Source organism: Kribbella sindirgiensis, assembly GCF_004331435.1.
Taxonomy (GTDB): domain Bacteria; phylum Actinomycetota; class Actinomycetes; order Propionibacteriales; family Kribbellaceae; genus Kribbella; species Kribbella sindirgiensis.
In genome coordinates this window covers 384,134-401,759 of record NZ_SJKA01000005.1, presented here as the reverse complement: position 1 = coordinate 401,759, position 17,626 = coordinate 384,134, and the positions used below count along the sequence as shown (strand labels likewise).

General features: G+C 68.9%; 19 protein-coding genes and 1 pseudogene. 13 read left to right on the top strand and 7 right to left on the bottom strand.

Annotated elements, in window-relative coordinates:
* The first annotated feature begins 104 nt into the window (after positions 1 to 104).
* The 6 genes from E0H50_RS44510 to E0H50_RS16890 are packed head-to-tail and all read left to right on the top strand — an operon-like array spanning position 105 to position 4,401.
* Positions 105 to 203, top strand: coding sequence for a putative leader peptide (locus E0H50_RS44510; protein WP_420323247.1), 99 nt, complete (start codon positions 105 to 107; stop codon positions 201 to 203).
* A gap of 42 nt (positions 204 to 245) precedes the next feature.
* Complete coding sequence (locus E0H50_RS16910) at positions 246 to 1,163, top strand: sulfite exporter TauE/SafE family protein (protein ID WP_131289264.1); 918 nt, start codon at positions 246 to 248, stop codon at positions 1,161 to 1,163.
* A 30-nt stretch (positions 1,164 to 1,193) separates the two neighbouring features.
* Entirely contained in the window at positions 1,194 to 2,261 is a 1,068-nt protein-coding gene (locus E0H50_RS16905) for an ABC transporter substrate-binding protein (RefSeq protein ID WP_131289262.1), read from the top strand.
* Between the two features lie 15 nt (positions 2,262 to 2,276).
* Positions 2,277 to 3,050, top strand: coding sequence for an ABC transporter ATP-binding protein (locus tag E0H50_RS16900; RefSeq protein ID WP_131289260.1), 774 nt, complete (start codon positions 2,277 to 2,279; stop codon positions 3,048 to 3,050).
* Entirely contained in the window at positions 3,037 to 3,915 is an 879-nt protein-coding gene (locus tag E0H50_RS16895; protein WP_131289258.1) for an ABC transporter permease, read from the top strand. The genes E0H50_RS16900 and E0H50_RS16895 overlap by 14 nt, the downstream gene beginning before the upstream one ends.
* A 36-nt stretch (positions 3,916 to 3,951) precedes the next feature.
* Positions 3,952 to 4,401: a PLD nuclease N-terminal domain-containing protein gene (locus E0H50_RS16890; protein ID WP_131289256.1), complete on the top strand. Its 450-nt coding sequence runs from the start codon at positions 3,952 to 3,954 to the stop codon at positions 4,399 to 4,401.
* A gap of 35 nt (positions 4,402 to 4,436) precedes the next feature.
* Here E0H50_RS16890 and E0H50_RS16885 read toward each other — a convergent pair whose 3' ends face one another.
* The 3 genes from E0H50_RS16885 to E0H50_RS16875 form a co-directional block, all read right to left on the bottom strand.
* Positions 4,437 to 4,730, bottom strand: a complete 294-nt coding sequence (locus E0H50_RS16885; protein ID WP_130380423.1) for a WhiB family transcriptional regulator — start codon at positions 4,728 to 4,730, stop codon at positions 4,437 to 4,439.
* A gap of 239 nt (positions 4,731 to 4,969) precedes the next feature.
* On the bottom strand, positions 4,970 to 5,524 hold the full coding sequence (locus E0H50_RS16880) for a histidine phosphatase family protein (protein WP_238151015.1): 555 nt from the start codon (positions 5,522 to 5,524) through the stop codon (positions 4,970 to 4,972).
* Between the two features lie 38 nt (positions 5,525 to 5,562).
* A complete protein-coding gene (locus tag E0H50_RS16875; protein WP_131289644.1) occupies positions 5,563 to 5,916 on the bottom strand; it encodes a hypothetical protein in 354 nt (117 codons plus the stop codon).
* Between the two features lie 402 nt (positions 5,917 to 6,318).
* Here E0H50_RS16875 and E0H50_RS16870 point away from each other — a divergent pair, with 402 nt between their 5' ends.
* The gene (locus E0H50_RS16870) at positions 6,319 to 7,398 is read left to right on the top strand and encodes a 3-deoxy-7-phosphoheptulonate synthase (protein WP_131289254.1); all 1,080 of its coding nucleotides are present in this window, start codon (positions 6,319 to 6,321) and stop codon (positions 7,396 to 7,398) included.
* A 53-nt stretch (positions 7,399 to 7,451) separates the two neighbouring features.
* The gene (locus tag E0H50_RS16865; RefSeq protein WP_131289252.1) at positions 7,452 to 9,536 is read left to right on the top strand and encodes a phosphocholine-specific phospholipase C; all 2,085 of its coding nucleotides are present in this window, start codon (positions 7,452 to 7,454) and stop codon (positions 9,534 to 9,536) included.
* 439 nt (positions 9,537 to 9,975) lie between these two features.
* Here E0H50_RS16865 and E0H50_RS16860 read toward each other — a convergent pair whose 3' ends face one another.
* Positions 9,976 to 10,980, bottom strand: a complete 1,005-nt coding sequence (locus E0H50_RS16860; protein ID WP_131289250.1) for a LacI family DNA-binding transcriptional regulator — start codon at positions 10,978 to 10,980, stop codon at positions 9,976 to 9,978.
* A 157-nt stretch (positions 10,981 to 11,137) separates the two neighbouring features.
* Here E0H50_RS16860 and E0H50_RS16855 point away from each other — a divergent pair, with 157 nt between their 5' ends.
* From E0H50_RS16855 to E0H50_RS16840, 4 genes and pseudogenes are all read left to right on the top strand, one after another.
* On the top strand, positions 11,138 to 12,136 hold the full coding sequence (locus E0H50_RS16855) for a substrate-binding domain-containing protein (RefSeq protein ID WP_131289248.1): 999 nt from the start codon (positions 11,138 to 11,140) through the stop codon (positions 12,134 to 12,136).
* A 3-nt stretch (positions 12,137 to 12,139) separates the two neighbouring features.
* Complete coding sequence (locus tag E0H50_RS16850; RefSeq protein ID WP_131289246.1) at positions 12,140 to 13,117, top strand: ABC transporter permease; 978 nt, start codon at positions 12,140 to 12,142, stop codon at positions 13,115 to 13,117.
* Positions 13,114 to 13,922: pseudogene (locus tag E0H50_RS16845) on the top strand (ATP-binding cassette domain-containing protein). The gene E0H50_RS16850 and the pseudogene E0H50_RS16845 overlap by 4 nt, the downstream one beginning before the upstream one ends.
* Positions 13,919 to 15,223, top strand: coding sequence for a glycoside hydrolase family 32 protein (locus E0H50_RS16840; protein WP_131289244.1), 1,305 nt, complete (start codon positions 13,919 to 13,921; stop codon positions 15,221 to 15,223). The pseudogene E0H50_RS16845 and the gene E0H50_RS16840 overlap by 4 nt, the downstream one beginning before the upstream one ends.
* On the opposite strand, the gene ybaK is transcribed toward E0H50_RS16840, so the two are convergent.
* A complete protein-coding gene (gene ybaK / locus E0H50_RS16835; protein WP_131289242.1) occupies positions 15,210 to 15,695 on the bottom strand; it encodes a Cys-tRNA(Pro) deacylase in 486 nt (161 codons plus the stop codon). The genes E0H50_RS16840 and ybaK overlap by 14 nt on opposite strands.
* A gap of 9 nt (positions 15,696 to 15,704) precedes the next feature.
* The gene (locus E0H50_RS16830) at positions 15,705 to 16,379 is read right to left on the bottom strand and encodes a helix-turn-helix transcriptional regulator (RefSeq protein WP_131289240.1); all 675 of its coding nucleotides are present in this window, start codon (positions 16,377 to 16,379) and stop codon (positions 15,705 to 15,707) included.
* A 75-nt stretch (positions 16,380 to 16,454) separates the two neighbouring features.
* Between E0H50_RS16830 and folE the strand changes: the two genes are divergently transcribed.
* Positions 16,455 to 17,066 (top strand): GTP cyclohydrolase I FolE, encoded by a 612-nt coding sequence (folE, locus tag E0H50_RS16825; protein ID WP_131289238.1) that lies wholly within the window; start codon positions 16,455 to 16,457, stop codon positions 17,064 to 17,066.
* A gap of 22 nt (positions 17,067 to 17,088) precedes the next feature.
* Here folE and E0H50_RS16820 read toward each other — a convergent pair whose 3' ends face one another.
* Positions 17,089 to 17,412, bottom strand: a complete 324-nt coding sequence (locus E0H50_RS16820; RefSeq protein ID WP_130380407.1) for a hypothetical protein — start codon at positions 17,410 to 17,412, stop codon at positions 17,089 to 17,091.
* Positions 17,413 to 17,626: the final 214 nt, after the last annotated feature.

Here is a 17,626-nt window from a genome sequence, read left to right as displayed (position 1 = left end):
TCCGGCCGATGATCACCTGTGATCGGTTGTCTCGGTAACTGATTGACAGGTCCACATGCTGAAACCTGAGCATCTTGCTCGACTTTGTCCGCTTTCATGGTCCTATGCAGCTGATCGCGAACGCGCCCGGAGACGCCCTCACACGGCGCCGGCACGTCGATCTGCTGCGCGTGAACTCCTCGGGTTGTCGGGCGACGGCGTAGTTCTCTCCGCCCGTCTCCTTCCCGATCCGTAGGAGTACTTCTGTGCGTCGTCTCATCCTGATCGCCTTGCTCGGCTCGATCGCCCAGCTCGTCGACGGCACCCTCGGTATGGCCTATGGCGTCACCGCCAGCACCGCCCTGCTGATCACCGGGATCACCCCGGCGATCGCGTCCGCCTCGGTCCACCTGGCCGAGGTCGGCACCACGCTCGCCTCCGGCCTGTCGCACTGGCGGTTCGGCAACGTGGACTGGCGCGTGGTCGCGCTGATCGGGGCGCCCGGCGCGGTCGGGGCGTTCGCCGGCGCGACGTTCCTGTCCAGCCTCTCGACCGAGTCGGCGTCCCTGTGGGTGGCCGGTCTGCTGCTCCTGCTCGGCGTCTACATCCTGGTCCGGTTCGGCACCGGGAAGGTCCGCGCGGTGATCGAGGGCCGTCCGGCCGGGAGGTTCCTCGGCCCGCTCGGTCTGGTGGCGGGCTTCATCGACGCCACCGGTGGCGGCGGTTGGGGTCCGGTCGCGAACTCCGCGCTCCTGTCCAGCGGCAAGCTGGCGCCGCGCCGGGCCGTCGGTTCGGTGAACGCCGCCGAGTTCCTGGTCTCGGTCGCCGCGAGCATCGGGTTCCTGTTCGGGCTGGGCGGGAAGCACCTGCCGTTCGACATCGTCGCCGCCCTCCTGATCGGCGGCGTGATCGCGGCCCCGCTGGCCGCCTGGCTGGTGTCCCGGCTGGCCACCCGTTGGCTCGGGGTCGGGGTCGGCCTGGTGCTGATCCTGACCAACGCCCGCACCGTGCTGAACGGCCTCGACGTGACTACCGGTCCCCGGTACGCCGTCTACGCGGCCCTCGTGCTGGGCTGGGCCGCGATCGTCGCGTACGGCGTCCGCGTCCAGGCCCGCCGTACCGCCAGTGCCGTACAGGAGGCCGAGCGTCTCCTCGACGAGAACGAGCTCGAGCCCGTTTCCTGAACTTCACCTCCCTTCAAGTCAGAGGTCCCTGTGAGCATCTCCGCCTTCCGTCCGTTCCGCCTGCTCGCTGCCGCCCTGGCGCTGACCGTCGCCGCTGCCGGCTGCTCGCGTGCCGAGGGCAACGAGTCCGCTGCCACGTCGGCCGACAAAGGTCCCGCCACCGAGTTGCGGCTCGGCTACTTCCCGAACGTCACCCACGCCGCCGCACTGGTCGGTCTCGGCAAGGGCCTTTTCACCAAGGAACTCGGCAGCACGAAGCTGGTGCCGACCAAGTTCAACGCGGGTCCCGAGGCCGTCGGCGCGCTGCTCGGCGGCTCGCTGGACGCGTCCTTCATCGGCTCCGGCCCGGCGATCAACGCCTACGCGAAGTCGAACGGAGAGGCGGTCCGCCTGATCGCCGGCGCCACGTCCGGCGGTGCTCAGCTCGTGGTCAAGCCGACGATCACCAAAGCGGCCGACCTGGTCGGCAAGACCGTCGTCACGCCGCAGCTCGGCAACACGCAGGACGTCTCGCTGAAGAAGTGGCTCGCCGGGAACCAGCTGACCGGCAAGGTCAAGGTGACGAACCTGGAGAACGCGCAGACGCTCGACGCGTTCAAGAAGGGTGACGTGGACGCGGCCTGGCTGCCCGAGCCTTGGTCGTCCCGGCTGGTCCTGGACGCGGGCGCGAAGGTGCTGCTCGACGAGGCGTCGCTGTGGCCCGACGGGCAGTTCCCGACGACTGTGCTGATCGTCCGGACGCAGTTCCTGAAGGAGCACCCGGCGACGGTGACGGCGCTGCTGAAGGGTCTGAACGCAGCGATCGACTTCAGTACGTCGGACGCCGCGCAGGCGAAGGCCGTGGTGAACGACCAGCTCAAGGAGGCGACCGGTAAGGCGCTGAAGCCCGCGGTCATCGACCGCGCGTGGGAGCACATCAAGATCACCGCGGACCCGATCGCCGCGACCTTCCCGCAGCTTGCCAAGGACCAGGTCACCGCGGGCATCGCGAAGGAAGCGCCGAACGTCGCCGGCTTCGCGGACCTGGGGCCGCTGAACGAGGTCCTCACCCAGGCTGGCAAGCCGGCGGTCGACGCCGCCGGCCTCGACGCGAAGTAAGTAGAGGAGAGCGCGATGACCGCCACTGTCGACGCACCGCCGAGTCAGCTCAGCCCAGTGCGGTTTCATCAAGTAGGGAAGGCGTTCGGCAGCGGCCGGAAGGCAGTCGTCGCGCTGGACGGCGTCGACCTCGAGGTCGGTGCCGGCGAGTTCGTGTGCCTGCTCGGGGCCTCCGGGTGCGGCAAGACCACGCTGCTCAACCTGGTCGCCGGTCTGGACCGGCCGACGAGCGGCCGGATCGAACTGAACTCGTCGCGGCCCGCGGTCGTCTTCCAGGAAGCCGCGCTGATGCCGTGGCTGACGGCGGCCGGGAACGTCGAGCTTCCGCTGCGGATGGCCGGCGTGCCGAAGGCGCAGCGGCGGGCCAAGGCCGCGGAGTTGCTGGAGCTGGTGCGGCTCGCCGGTCTCGGTGACAAGCGGCCGCACGAGCTGTCCGGTGGCATGCGGCAACGGGTCGCCCTGGCTCGCGCGCTCGCCTCCACGACGGACAGTGCGGACGCGGGGAAGCCGTCGTTGCTGCTGATGGACGAGCCCTTCTCGGCGCTCGACGCGATCACCCGTGACGTTCTCCAGGGCGAGCTGCTGCGGATCTGGCGTGCCACCGGTACGGCGATCCTGTTCGTCACGCACGACGTCCGCGAAGCGGTGCGGCTCGGGCAACGCGTCGTACTGCTGTCGTCGCGTCCCGGGCGCGTCGTACGGCAGTGGGATGTCGAGGACACGCCCGACGCGGTGGACGAGATCAACATCGCTCTGCGCAAGGTGATCAGCAGTCATGCCGCAGCTTGAGGTTCAGGACGAGGGCGCCGTCGAGGCCGGTCTGGACGCCCTCGACACCCCGGTCGTCGCGACCGAGGGCTCCCGGGTACGCCGGATCGCGGGCCGGGTACTGCCTCCGGTCGGGGCGATCGTCGTGTTCGTCGCGATCTGGCAGGCGTTGTGGGCGGCCGCGTTCTGGCTCGAGTTCAAACTGCCCGCGCCCGCCGCCGTCTGGGGACAGATCTGGCAGCTCGTGACCAGCGGCGACATCGTCGGGCTGTTCTGGGTATCGGTGCACCGGGCCGTCATCGGGTTCGCGATCTCGCTGCTGATCGCGGTCCCGCTGGGGCTCGCGATCGCGAACATCCGCGTCGTACGGCGCGGCGTCGGCCCGCTCGTGTCGGGGCTGCAGAGCCTGCCGTCGGTGGCGTGGGTGCCGGCGGCGATCCTGTGGTTCGGGCTGAACGACCGCGCGATCTACTGGGTGGTCCTGCTCGGCGCGGTGCCGTCGATCGCGAACGGGCTGGTGTCCGGTCTCGACCAGGTGCCGCCGATCCTGCCGCGGGTCGGCAAGGCGCTCGGCGCGGGCCGGTTCGGCGGGATCCGGTACATCCTGCTGCCGGCCGCGCTGCCCGGGTTCCTCGGCGGGCTCAAACAGGGCTGGGCGTTCTCGTGGCGGTCGCTGATGGCGGCCGAGCTGATCGCGACGTCGCCGGAGCTCGGCGAGGGCCTCGGGCAGTTCCTGCACAACGGGATGTCGCTGTCGGACATCTCGATGGTGTTCGCCGGGATCGTGCTGATCTTCGTGGTCGGCGTCGGCATCGAACTGCTGGTGTTCCGGCCGCTGGAGAACTCGGTGCTCCGCGCCCGGGGACTCACCGCCTCCGCCCGTTGAGACCACCTGTGCCCGTAGTGGCCGTACTGTTGGAGCGTGGTCCGATTTCTGCCGTTCCTGATCAGCCTGGTGCTGACTGTCTACGCGCTGTTCTCGTGCATCCAGACACCTGACGAAGACGTGCCGCATCTGCCGAAGCTGTTGTGGATCGTCCTGATCGTGTTCGTCCCGTTCGCCGGGCCGATCGTCTGGCTGCTGATGTCGCGCGCGTACGCCAACCGCAAGGAGAGCGTCGTACGGCGCGAACCGTCGAAGCCCGCCGCGCGGCCGCCGGCGCCCGACGACGATCCGGACTTCCTCAAGTCACTGGACCGCTACCGGGACCCGCGCACGACCGTGCGGCCGCCGGAGCCCGAGGAACCGGCGGACGAGCCGAAACCGCCCAAGGCACAGAAGGAACCCAAGGAACCCAAGGAACCGAAGGAACCCAAGGACACGAAGGGGTCCGAGGACTCCCCGTCCGAGACCGACGACGGTAAGGCCTGAGTTTCACCCAGGCCTTGCGACGCCGGTCTCGTGGACTAGGCGGACTTCCGGTGCTCGGGCAGCAGGGTGTTGTCGCGCTCGGATTCCGTGGTGCCGCCCCAGACGCCGTACGGCTCGCCGACGGCGAGGGCGTGCTGGCGGCACTCGGGCTGGACCGGGCAGGTGCCGCAGAGCGACTTGGCCACCATCTCGCGGGCGCGTTTGCGAACGCCACGCTCCGATTCGGGTGAGAAGAAGAGTTCCGGGTTGACGTCCCGGCATGCGGCTTGCGACTGCCAGTCCCACAGATCCATGAGCGGGCGGGGCAGGCGAGGCATCCCTCTCGACATGGCAACCTCCTATGACTCACCGTAAGCGCGGACGGGCGCTCGGTGAAAACTATGCTCATCTCAGAGCGAGTTCAACCCTTGTTGTCTCGAAGTTCGGGCCATTCGTTATCGCAGAAGTTGTGAAGAGTGCCGTCGCGGCCCGTGATCGGCGGATTTCAGGCGGCGGGGGTGTTCACGTCATCACCTGATGTGACATGAGTCACTTTAACGGTGCAAAGTCGTCTGCACGTGCAGATGCCTCAGGCACCGATTTCGGGGTCGAACCGGTGGTACTCGTGGCCTCCGTGCGGGGTGTCCCGTTCGCCGGTCAGGGCGCGGATCACGGTCGCGTGCGTGATCGCCAGGACGGGTCCGTCGGTGCCGGCGGTGTGCCGGGCGAGGCCGCCGCGGGCGCGTTCGCGGACCCGGGACAGTGGCTCCCAGGGTCGCTGGATGCCGTCCGGCCACTCTCCGTCGTACGCCTCGAACTCGGCCTGGGCCGCGCGGACGTCGGCGGCGCTGCGCCACAGACCGGTGTGGTCCGGCAACCAGTCGCGCAGGTCGTAGTCGACCTTGACGCCGAGTGCGAGCCGGTGGCCGATGATCGCGGCGCTGTGCAGTGCCCGGGTGAACGGGGAGCTGACCAGGTACGTCGCGCGGATGCCGCCGAGCAGGTCGGCGAGCTCCTCGGCCTGCTTCATCCCGAGGGCGGTGAGCGGAGCGGAGTCGGCCGCCATCCCCGGCCAGCCCCGGGAGTCGACCGGCTCGTAGTCCGGCTCACCATGCCGGACCAGGTAGATCTGTGTCACGGACATGGGCGCTGCCTCGAGTGGATCTGTGTCACGGGCATGTTCTACCTGAGGTGGCGGGCCCCCGCCCATCCACGAGCGTGGCCGGGCGGCGGCGAGTCGGACAGGGAGGTCGGCGGCCGCACCTGGTGCAGCTCGTCGAAGAGGTTGTCGAGACCGGCCCGTGGCACGGTCGGCGAGGTCTGGGCGTCGATCCAGCGGATCTCGGTCGCACCCTGGTGGCCGTGCACGGCCAGGATCGCGTCGACGTTCGGCCAGACAGCCGTCGCCGGGTTGTCGCCGCGCCAGCGCAGGGCCACCGAGCCGTCGGTGAACTCACACCCTTCCGCCACCACGCCGGTCCCGGACACGCCACTGGGATCCCGGTACCGAACCAACTCGAAGGTCCGCGGCCTCACCACCTGCTGCACTCCCCGATGTCTCGATCCGGTCTTGCAGCGATCAACGAGGCCACCGGTCAGGTGGTTACTCGCGAGCAACCGCCCGCCGCCTGAACCGTTGGTGGGTTGACGTCCGAGATGCAGGGTTTGCGACCCAGATCCCGGGCGTAAACCCTGCATCTCGGACGCCCACCCACCAGAATCCGGTCCGGCGGGGGTGCTATTGTCGTCCTCGTGACGCGTAGCTATTGGCGATTTTTTGAGTGGCCGGCCCTGGTGCCGGGCGACTCAGCCGATTGCTGACGCCCTACCGCAGACACCAGAGCCGGCACGAAGGCAAGGACAACCGTCCTTGCCTTTTCTCGTTCCCAGCCGGCTGACTGCGTCGCACGCATGCGGACCGGCGGAAAGGTCCCCAGAATGAACACCCTCCCCAAGCCGAGCGAGCAGTCCCGCGTCGTCGACCGACGGATCGAGAAGACCGTCCCGTTGGTCACTCCGCTCGCGCTGCACGACGAGTTCCCGCTCAGCGACGACCTCGCCCGGACCGTGGCCGACGGCCGCCAGGCGGTGACCGACGTACTGAACGGCGTCGACGACCGGCTGATGGTTGTCGTCGGCCCGTGCTCGGTCCACGACGCCGACGCTGCCCTCGAGTACGCCGAACGCCTCCGCCCGGTCGCGGAGCGGCTGTCCGACGGCCTGCTCGTCGTGATGCGGGTGTACTTCGAGAAGCCGCGCTCGACGCTGGGCTGGAAGGGCCTGATCAACGACCCGGGCCTGGACGGCTCCGGTGACGTGAACCGCGGTCTGCGGATCGCCCGGCGGCTGCTCGTGCAGGTCAGCGAGCTCGGTCTGCCGGTCGGCTGCGAGTTCCTCGACCCGATCACCCCGCAGTACATCGCGGACACCGTCGGCTGGGGTGCGATCGGCGCCCGGACCGTGGAGAGCCAGGTCCACCGGCAGCTGTCGTCCGGTCTGTCGATGCCCATCGGGATGAAGAACCGTCCGGACGGATCGATCGCGACCGCCGTCGACGCGATCAAGGCGGCCGCCGTACCGCACGTCTTCACCGGTATCGACCACGACGGCGCCCCCGCGATCCTGCACACCCGCGGCAACCCCGACTGTCACCTGGTACTGCGCGGTTCGGACAGCGGCCCGAACTACGACGCGGAGTCCGTGGCGGGCGCTGTCGAGCTCCTGCAGAAGGCGGGCCTGGCCGAGCGCGTCGTCATCGACGCCAGCCACGGCAACAGCCGGAAGGACCACCGCAGGCAGCCGGTCGTGGCCGAGGAGATCGGTGCGCAGGTGGCCGCCGGCAACCGGGCGATCGTCGGCGTGATGCTGGAGTCGTTCCTGCAAGAGGGTCGCCAGGACCTCGACCCGACGCGGGAGCTGGTCTACGGCCAGTCGATCACCGACGCCTGCATGGGCTGGGAGACGACCGAGCAGACCCTTCAGCAGTTGCGGGATGCAGCAATCGCTCGACGCGGATAGCTGTTCATCTCGAGGTCTCGCTTCGGCTACGGGCCGCCCCTAAGGTCCGGACCATGACTGAGATCTCTCGGCGTCTGGTGCTCGGTTCGGTGGCGGGTGGGGCAGCGGTGTCGCTGCTCCCACCGTCACTGCACACCGCGATGGCGCAACCTGTGAGGCGTGGTGGGCTGCGCGCGATCGAGCACGTGATCGTGCTGATGCAGGAGAACCGCTCGTTCGACCACTACTACGGTGCGCTGCGCGGAATCCGCGGGTACGGCGACCGGCAGCCGCTGCGGCTGCGCAACGGCAAGAGCATCTTCCACCAGCCGAAGACGGGCGGCGGCGAGGTGCTGCCGTTCTCGCTCCGGAAGGCCGCCGCCGACGCGGGCCGCAACCCGGACGACATCCAGTACCTCGGCGCGCTGGCGCACGGGTACGGCGACGCTACGCAGGCCTGGGCGGGCGGCTGGAACGACGACTGGGTGCAGGCCAAGACGGCCGCCACGATGACGTACTACGACCGCCGCGACATCCCGCTGCAGTACGAGCTCGCCGAGACGTTCACGATCTGCGACGCGTACCACTGCTCGGTCAACGGTTCGACCAACCCGAACCGCAACTACCTGTGGTCCGGCACGGTCGGCTACGAGCCCGGTACGACGCAGCGCGCGGTGACGAACGCGGCGTACTCCTACGACCACAAGGGCTACGACTGGACCGCGTACCCGGAACGGCTGGAGCAGGCCGGTGTCTCCTGGCAGATCTACCAGGAGTGGGACAACTTCACCGACAACGCGGTCGAGTACTTCAAGACCTTCAAGGAGATCGGGCACCGGATCCTCGAGAACGTGCCGGGCGGCTACCGGACGACCGAGGAGTTCTACGACAAGCTGTTCGCGAAGACCGACGCCGAGCGGGCCGTCGCGCTGCGGCAGCTGGAGGCGGCGGTCGGGAAGCTGCCCGCCGGCGAGCAGGCGCTGTTCCACAAGGCGATGTACCGGTCCGAGCCGGAGTCGCTGGTGCCGCGGCTGCGCGCCGACATCAAGGCCGGCACGCTGCCGAAGGTGAGCTGGCTGGTGCCGTCCGCGGTCGACTCCGAGCACCCCGGCTCGTCCACCCCGGTCGGCAGCGCGAACCTGATCTACGACGTGCTCGACGCGATCGCCTCCGACCCGGAGACCTGGTCGAAGACCGTGCTGCTGATCAACTTCGACGAGAACGACGGGTACTTCGACCATGTCCCGCCGCCGGTCGCGCCGCGGCCGGAGTCGGGCGAGGGCGACGACTGGTACGCCGGGAAGCCGATCGGGCTCGGCCCGCGCGTCCCGATGACCGTCGTGTCACCGTGGTCGGTCGGCGGTCACGTGAACTCGCAGGTCTTCGACCACACCTCGGTCCTGCGCTTCCTCGAACTCTGGACCGGTGTCCGGGAGCCGAACATCAGCTCCTGGCGGCGGACGGCCTGCGGCGACCTGACCTCGGCGTTCGACTTCGACCGCGGTTACCGGCAGCCGTCGGTCGACAAGCCCGGCCCGGTTCCGGCGCCGATCAACCGCTGGCACCCGGCGCCGCCGACCGACCAGGCGGTTCCGGTCCAGGAGCCCGGCCGGCGTCCGGCCCGCGCACTCCCTTACGGGCCGGCGGTTTCGGGATCGGTGGCCGACGGCAAGCTGATGCTTGCCCTCAGCAACCACGGCTCCCAGTCGGCGCACTTCGCCGTCTATCCGTACGGCGGTGAACTCCCGGCGCCGGCGCACTTCGACGTCCACCACAAGCACACCCCGACCGTGGTCGCGATGCCCGTCAACGGACCGTTCGAACTCGCGGTCCAGGGCCCGAACCGGTTCTGGGCGGACGTCGCCGGTTCGACCGACGGTGCGGCGGCAGCCCTCGACGTACGGATCGAGAACCGCGCCGGTGCGCTGCAGTTGCACCTGGTCAACGGCTCGCGGAAGCCGCTGACGATCAAGCTGAAGGCCCGCGGCTACGGCAGCAAGACCACGACGGTCGAGCTCCGCGGCAAGCAGTCCCGCCCGCTCTTCTGGCCGACCGACAGCGGCTGGTACGACGTCGAGGTCACGACCCCCGACGATCCGACGTACCGCCGCCGGCTGTCCGGCCACCTGGAAACGGGCAAGCCCAGCATCACCGGCTAGTGCCCTGAGTCGGAAGTTCGCGAGATAAGTCCGGCCCGAAGCCCTCATCACGGCTGGCCCGCGGCACGTTCCCCAGCACGACCAGCGCCGACGGCATCTTTGTGCACCCACCAACCATTTTTCCGGCCGGTTTCTGGTCGAGCCGTGCACAAAGACGAACAGGCAACCTCCCCAAACCGGTTTGGGGAGGTCCGTGGACGGAACCGGGGAGCTCTACAGCCCATTTCGGGAGGGTAAACCTCCCCAAAGCCCCGTCGCGTCGCGGCGCTTCTTTGTGCACGGCTCAACCACGCAACCGCCCGGAGAACGGTTGGTGGGTGCACAAAGATGCCGTCGGCGCTGGTCGTGCTGGATGAGGTGCCGCGGGCCGGCCGTGATGAGGGCTTCGGGCCTGGACTTGGCTCACGAACTTCGGGCGCAGGACACTAGGGCAGGACAGCTAGGGCGTACATCCGCAGGACTCGCGGTGCATGATCTCCGCAGGCAGTCTGACTGCCTGCGGAGGTGCGCCGGGGTCGTTCATCCGGCGCAGCAGCAACTGCACCGCGCGGGCGCCGATCGCGGCCGACGGCTGGGCGACCGTCGTGAGGCCCGGGCTGAACAGGTCCGCCCACGCGAAGTCGTCGAACGCCGCGATGGCGAGGTCCCGCGGGACCTTCACCCCGGCCGCACGGAAGGCGGCGAGGGCGCCGATCGTCATGTTGTTGTTCGCGGCGAACACGGCGGTCGGCGGCCGGTCCAGTTCGAGCAGTTCCCACGCCGCCCGGCGGCCGCCGTCACTTGTCGACAATCCGTCGACCAGCAGGGCCCGATCGACGGGCAGGCCGGCCCGCTGGTGCGCGGCGTGATACCCGCGGAGCCGCTCGCTGCTTGTCGACAATCCTTCGATCCCCAGCAGCATGCCGATCCGGGTGTGTCCGAGCGAGATCAGATGGTCGACCACCGCCGCGGTCGCCGCCTCGTTCTCGACGCCGACCTGGTCGACCCGGAGGTCGGGGTCGATCCGGTCCACGACGACGTACGGGATCGGATGGTCGCGGAGCAGCGGGAGGGTGACGTCCCGCCAGCCGACCGCGGGGGCGATCACCAGGCCCTCGATGTGGTGGGCGATCAGGTTCGCGACCGCGGCCGCCTCGTGCCGGGCGTCGTCGCGGGTGTCGACGATGATCAGGTTCAGGCCGGCCCGGGTGGCCTCGCCGTCGATGCCCTGGATCAGCTCGACCCAGTACGGGTTCGAGGCCGCGGTGATCGCGAGGCCGATGGTCTGGTTCGATCCGGCGGCCAGTGAGCGCGCGGTGGGGTGGTGCTGGTAGCCGAGGACCCGCATCGCGTGCTGGACCCGTTCCCGGGTCTTCGGCGCGACCAGGCGGGTGCCGTTGACGACGTGCGAGACCGTGCTCACCGATACACCGGCGGCGCGGGCGACCTCGGTCATCGTGACCATCCGTCGTATGTTCGTTGCTCTGTGTCGCTTTGCGCAAGGCTTTGCGCAAAGCCAGCGGCGACCGCGCGGGGCGGTCTAGCTTCGCTCCTCAGACCTTCGCCCGGGTCTGCGCAGTGCGGCAGTGCCCGGGCCTACCCCCATCCGGGAGGGCAGCCCCGTGAGAAGAACCGTCCCCGTGATCCTGCTGGCCGTAGCGCTCGCCGGTACGTCGGCGTGTACGAAGACCAAGTCCGGCGAGGGCGCCGGCGACAGCAGTGGACCCGTCAAGATCGGGCTGGTCACGAAGACCGACACCAACCCGTACTTCGTGAAGCTCCGCGAGTCCGCCAAGGCGCATGCGCAGGAGAAGGGCGCCGAGCTGATCGCGGTGGCCGGGAAGTTCGACGGCGACAACGAGGGGCAGGTCGCCGCGATCGAGAACCTCGTCCAGCAGGGCGTGAAGGGAATCATGATCACGCCGAGCAACTCGACCGGCATCCTCGGCGCGCTCAAACAGGCCAAGGAGCAGGGCGTTCTGGTGATCGCCCTGGACACCGAGACCGACCCGAAGGACGCGGTCGACGCGACGTACGCGACGAACAACGTGACCGCGGGCGAACTGCAGGGCAAGTACGTCAAGGCCACGCTCGGGTCGACGGCGCCGAAGCTGCTGATGATGGACGGTACGCCGGGCGGCACCGTCGACGAGCAGCGGCACCGCGGATTCCTGCAGGGGATGGGGCTGAAGGACGGCGATCCGGCGATCCTCGGGACGGCCCCGACGAACGGCGACCAGAACAAGGCCCAGGCCGCGATGGAGAACCTGCTGCAGCGGGACTCGTCGGTGAACGCCGTCTACACCCTGAACGAACCGGCCGCGCGGGGCGCCGTCGCGGCGCTCACGGCGAAGGGCCTGGCCGGGAAGGTTGCCGTGGGCTCCATCGACGGCGGGTGCCAGGGTGTCGCCGACGTCAAGGCCGGTAAGTACCTGGCCACTGTCATGCAGTTCCCGAAGAAGATGGCCGAGCAAGGTGTGGACGCGGTCGTCTCGTTCGCGAAGGACGGCAAGAAGCCGACCGGTTTCATCGACACCGGCGCCCAGCTGATCACCGACAAACCCCTGGCGGGCCTGGACTCCAAGGACACCACCTGGGGCGCCCAGAACTGCTGGGGCTGACCGATGCAGACAATCACTCTGCGGAACCGATCCGCGGAAGCCTTTGTCCACAATCCTGCACTCGGGCCGCTCGCCGCGCTGGTCCTCGCCGTGGTCGTGTTCTCGGCGACCACCAGCACCTTTCTGACTGTCGACAACATTTCACTGGTGATGCAGCAGTCGTTGGTGGTGGCGACGCTGGCCCTCGGGCAGACGCTGATCGTGCTGACGGGCGGAATCGATCTGGCGAACGCGGCGGTGATGGTGCTCGGGACGATGGTCCTGGCGCGTCTGGTGACCGACGGGAGTCCGTCCGGAGTCGCGTTGCTGGTCGCGTTCGTGGTGTGCGCGGGGCTGGGCGCGGTGTCCGGTGCGCTGGTGACACTGCTCAACCTTCCGCCGTTCATCGTGACGCTCGGCATGCTGACCGTCGTACTCGCGGCGGGCCGTCTCTACTCCGAGGGAAACTCCTACCCCGTCACCAACGACGTCCTCGGTGTCCTCGGCGAAGGCGGCTACCTGTTCGGCCAGCTCAAGGTCACCCACGGCATGACACTGGCCGTGGTGATGTTCGCCGTCGCCTGGTACGCGCTCACCCGAACCGCCTGGGGTCGTCATGTGTATGCCCTGGGCAACGATCCCGAGGCGGCCCGGCTGACCGGTATCCACGTCGGCCGGACCCGGTTCAGTGTGTACCTGATCGCCGGCGTGATCTACGCGTTCGCCGCCTGGCAGGCGCTTGGCCGGATCCCGAACGCGGACCCGAACGCCTTCCAGACCGGCAACCTGGACAGCATCACCGCGGTCGTGATCGGCGGCACCAGCCTGTTCGGCGGTCGCGGCAGCGTCCTCGGCACGGTGGTCGGGGCGCTGATCGTCGCCGTACTGCGCAGCGGTCTGACACAGGCCGGTATCGACAGCCTGTACCAGGACGTCGCGACCGGTGTCCTGGTGATCGCCGCCGTCGCGTTCGACCAGATCGTCCGACGGAGGTCGCGATGACCGAACCCGCTCTCAAGAGCCCAGCGCTGCAGGCCCGCGGTCTCGTCAAACGCTACGGCCGGGTGACCGCGATCGACGGCGCCGACTTCGACCTGTACGCCGGTGAAGTGCTGGCCGTCGTCGGCGACAACGGCGCGGGCAAGTCCAGCCTGATCAAGGCGCTGTCCGGGGCGCTGATCCCGGACGCCGGCACGATCCTGCTCGACGGCCAGGTGACCCATTTCCACTCACCCCTCGACGCTCGCCACAAGGGCATCGAGACGGTGCACCAGACCCTCGCGCTGGCTCCGGCGATGGACATCGCGACCAACCTGTTCCTGGGCCGCGAGATCCGTCGTACCGGACCGCTCGGGTCGACGCTTCGGCTGCTCGACCGGTCCGCGATGCGAGCGCGGGCCCAGGAGCAACTGGATGCCCTGGGCATCGAAACCGTGAGCACATCGGCCAGTTGGTCGAGACGCTGTCCGGCGGTCAGCGGCAGGCGGTCGCGGTCGCGCGGGCGGCGATGTTCGGCAGCCGGCTGGTGATCATGGACGAGCCGACCGCCGCGCTCGGCGTCAAGGAGTCCCGTCAGGTCCTCGACCTGATTCGCCGGATCCGCGACCGCGGCCTGCCGGTGGTGCTGATCAGCCACGACATGCCGCAGGTGTTCGAGATCGCCGACCGCATCCACGTGCACCGGCTCGGCCGCCGTGCCGCGGTGGTCAGCCCGGAGAACGCGTCGATGAGCCAGGTGGTCTCGCTGATGACCGGCGCGCTGCGACCCGGCGACGCGGACGCGCCTCGTGATTTGGTGGACCAATGACGCCCGACGATTTCCCGTATCCGGACACGAACTACCAGGAGGACAACCGCGGGCAGTTCCACTTCAGCACCCGCGGCGGCTGGATGAACGACGTGAACGCGCCGCTGTACTACCGCGGCGTGTATCACCTCTACTACCAGCACAATCCGTTCAGCCTGGTCTGGGACACGATGCACTGGGGCCACGCGACCAGCACCGATCTCGTGCACTGGACACAACGGCCGATCGCGCTCGACCCGCACGTCCATCCCGGCGACCTGTGGTCCGGCGGCGGCGTGGTCGACACCGGGAACGCGAGCGGTCTGAAGAACGGTGACGACGACCCGATCATCGTCTACTCCGGTACGAACGGCGTCACGGTCTTCTACAGCCTGGACGGCGGCGCCACGTTCACGGCGTACGCCGACGGGAAGAAGGTCGTGACGCCCGGTGGCACGAGCCGCGACCCGAAGGTGTTCTGGGATCCGGTGTCGAAGCAGTGGGGCATGGTCGTGTGGTCGGACGAGGGCGGTAACGGCGTCGACTTCTCCACGTCCGCCAACCTGCTCGACTGGACGTTCGCTTCGCGCTACCGGGCGGACTGGTTGTTCGAGTGCCCGAACCTGATCCGGATGCCGATCGACGGCGGGTACCGCTGGCTCCTGCACGGCGGGAGCGGCGAGTACCAGGTCGGCGACTGGGACGGTACGGCGTTCCGCACCGACTGGACCGAACCGCAGAAGATCAACCAGACCGCCACGCACGCCGGGAGCGGGTACTACGCGGCGCTCAACTTCGAGAACCTGCCGAACGACCGGGTCGTGTCGATGGCCTGGCAGGGCGAGAACAAGGGATCGATCTGGACCGGCAACGCGTCCTTCCCGGTGGACCTCGCCCTGCATCACACCGACGACGGCCTCCGGGTGTTCAGCACCCCGATCCCGGAGCTTGCGTCGCTCCGCGAAAGCACGCAGTCCCGGGCGAACCTGACGGTCGAGGACGGCGTTCAGCAGATCCCGGCCGGCAGCACCTACGAGCTGGAGGCAACGATCGACGTCAGCCAAGCTACGCGTTTCACGCTGAAGGTCGGGCGCGCGGTGACGTACCAGGATCAGCGGCTCGACGGCGCCGAACTCCTACCGGTCAACGGGAAGATCAAGCTCCACCTGCTGGTCGACCGCGATCAACTGGACGTGTTCGGGAACGAGGGTGCGGTCTACCAGAGCTACAACGTCCGTCCGGCCGAGCTCGAGCTGGTGGCCGAGGGGCGGGCGGTCGTCGAGCAGTTGACGATCCACCAGCTCAGGTCTATCTGGCGATAGCCGCCGTACGGGCCTTGGTCACGGTGATCAGGTCGACGGGGGACAGGCCGATGTCGAGACCGCGCCGGCCGCCCGATACGTAGACAGTCGGGTGGTCGGCGGCGGTGCTGTCGACGACCGTGGGGAGGGCGCGCTTCTGGCCGATCGGGCTGATGCCGCCGACGACGTACCCGGTGGTGCGCTCGGCGGCGGCCGGGTCGGCCATCACCGCCTTCTTGCCGCCGGCCGCGGCCGCGATCGCCTTCAGGTCGAGCTGCTTGTCGACCGGTACGACGCCGACCGTGAGCTTCCCGTCGACCTCGACGAGCAGGGTCTTGAACACCTGCTCCGGCGCCAGCCCGAGTGCTTCGGCGGCCTCGAGCCCGAACGACTTGGCCGCCGGGTCGTGCTCGTAGGCGTGCGTCGTGAACTCGACCTTCGCCCTCGTCAGCGCAACGGTCGCGGGTGTTCCCTGACTCTGTCTCTTCGCCACAGGGTGAGCTTAGTGAGAGCTCGTGATCCGGACACAACAGTGGCCGGGAGTGGGGGCGAGTACGGCCTGGAGCGGGGCGTCGAGGCTGGTCAGGAGGCCGGCGACCAGGTGCAGGTTCATGCCGCAGACCAGTTGCGCATGGTCCTTCGCGAGTCGTCGGAACGGGCAGTTCGCCAGGGCGATCCCGTCGTACTCCGGGCGCGGCTCGAAACCGTGCGCCTCGAGCACCTGCACCAGCACATCCCCGTCAGCGCGGTCGCGGGCGGCGCGGCCGAGCGCTTCGCCGTACTCGTGGGCTCGGCGGTTGACTGCCTCGCGGGGCGTGAGGCCGGTGGTTTCGGCGTCCTGGATGGCAGCGGCGAGGAGGTGGCCGGCGATCGCGTACTGGCGTTCGGGGAGGGTGATCTCGATCTCGCGGTCGGAGCGGTGGTACAGCTTCGCGGGGCGTCCCGCGCCCGGGCCGGTGCGACCGGTACGCCGCTCGTAGCAGGTGTCGAGCAGCCCCTCTTCGGTGAGCTTGTCGAGATGGAACGCGGCCGTCGTCCGCGGGATCCCGAGCGCGCCGGCGGCGTCGTCCCGGCTCACGGGCTCGGGCCGGCCGACGACGTACTCGTAGAGCCGGCGACGGGTCGGCTCCTCCAGTACGGCGACCGCCTGAACAGCGGCATCCCAGGACAGGTCCACGGAATGATTCTATCGACAACATCAGTTGGTCAAACAGTATGATGTCAGTTCGTTGATCTCTCAGGGAGTGTGCAGATGGCGATCTCGGCCGACCTCGAGTCCGTCCCCCTCCATATCGTCGCGCGCCGGGCGGAGATCGACCTGCCCGCCGCGCAGCGGGCAGTCGCGGACCTGCTGACCGCGCTCGGGCGGGACCCGCACAGCGCGCACCTGGCGGACACCCCGCGCCGGGTCGCGAACGCGTACGCGGAGATGCTGACGCCGCGGGAGTTCGAGCTGACCACGTTCCCGAACGACGAGGGGTACGACGAACTCGTCCTGGCCAAGGACATCCCGGTGCAGTCGCTCTGCGAGCATCATCTGCTGCCGTTCCAGGGCGTCGCCCACGTCGGGTACCTGCCCGGCGACCGGATCCTCGGGCTGTCGAAGCTGGCCCGGGTGGTGGAGCTGTTCGCGCGCGACTTCCAGGTGCAGGAGCGGCTGACCAAGCAGGTCGCCGACTGGCTGCAGGACCACCTCGCACCGAAGGGCGTCGGTGTCGTGATCGAGGCCGAGCATCAGTGCATGTCGTTGCGCGGTGTCCGTGCCGCGGGTTCGCGCACCGTCACGTCCTCGCTGCACGGGATCCTGCGCGAAAGCCCCAGTTCGCGGCAGGAGTTCTTCGCACTGACCGGCCTCACCCCGTAAGGGCAGCCAGACGAAGTTCTGGTCAGGCCGACGCGGCGGCCGACGGGTGGTGGTGGGTGCGGCGGCCGGTGGCCAGGATGTGCGTGAGCTCGCCGGGCAGCAGGTCGGTGCCCGGCACCGGCTCCATCTCGGAGACGTCCAGCCACCGTACGACGGTGGCGCCGCAGTGGCCGTGGACGGCGAGGATGGAATCCAGGTCCGGCCAGACGGCCGTCGAGGGGTTCGCGCCGTGCCAGCGCAGGGCGACCGAGCCGTCGGTGAACACACAGCCTTCGGCGACGACGCCGGTCCCGGAAACCCCACTGATGTCGGTGTAACGCACGAGTTCGAACGTCTGGGGTTTCACCGGCGACACCCCGTGTGGCGTGAAAGAGCTGCCATGATCCTTTCCCCGTAGCGGCTGGTGGTGACAGAGTTGGGCTCTCGCCACAAACCGGGGACATGTACCGACTGTCAGCGGGGAAGGACGGTCTGTAGCGACTCATCTTCTCAAGACAAGCTAGAACCATTCCCCCGAACACGCCAGACCTGAATCCGCGTGTCTCAATCCTCGACCCGTG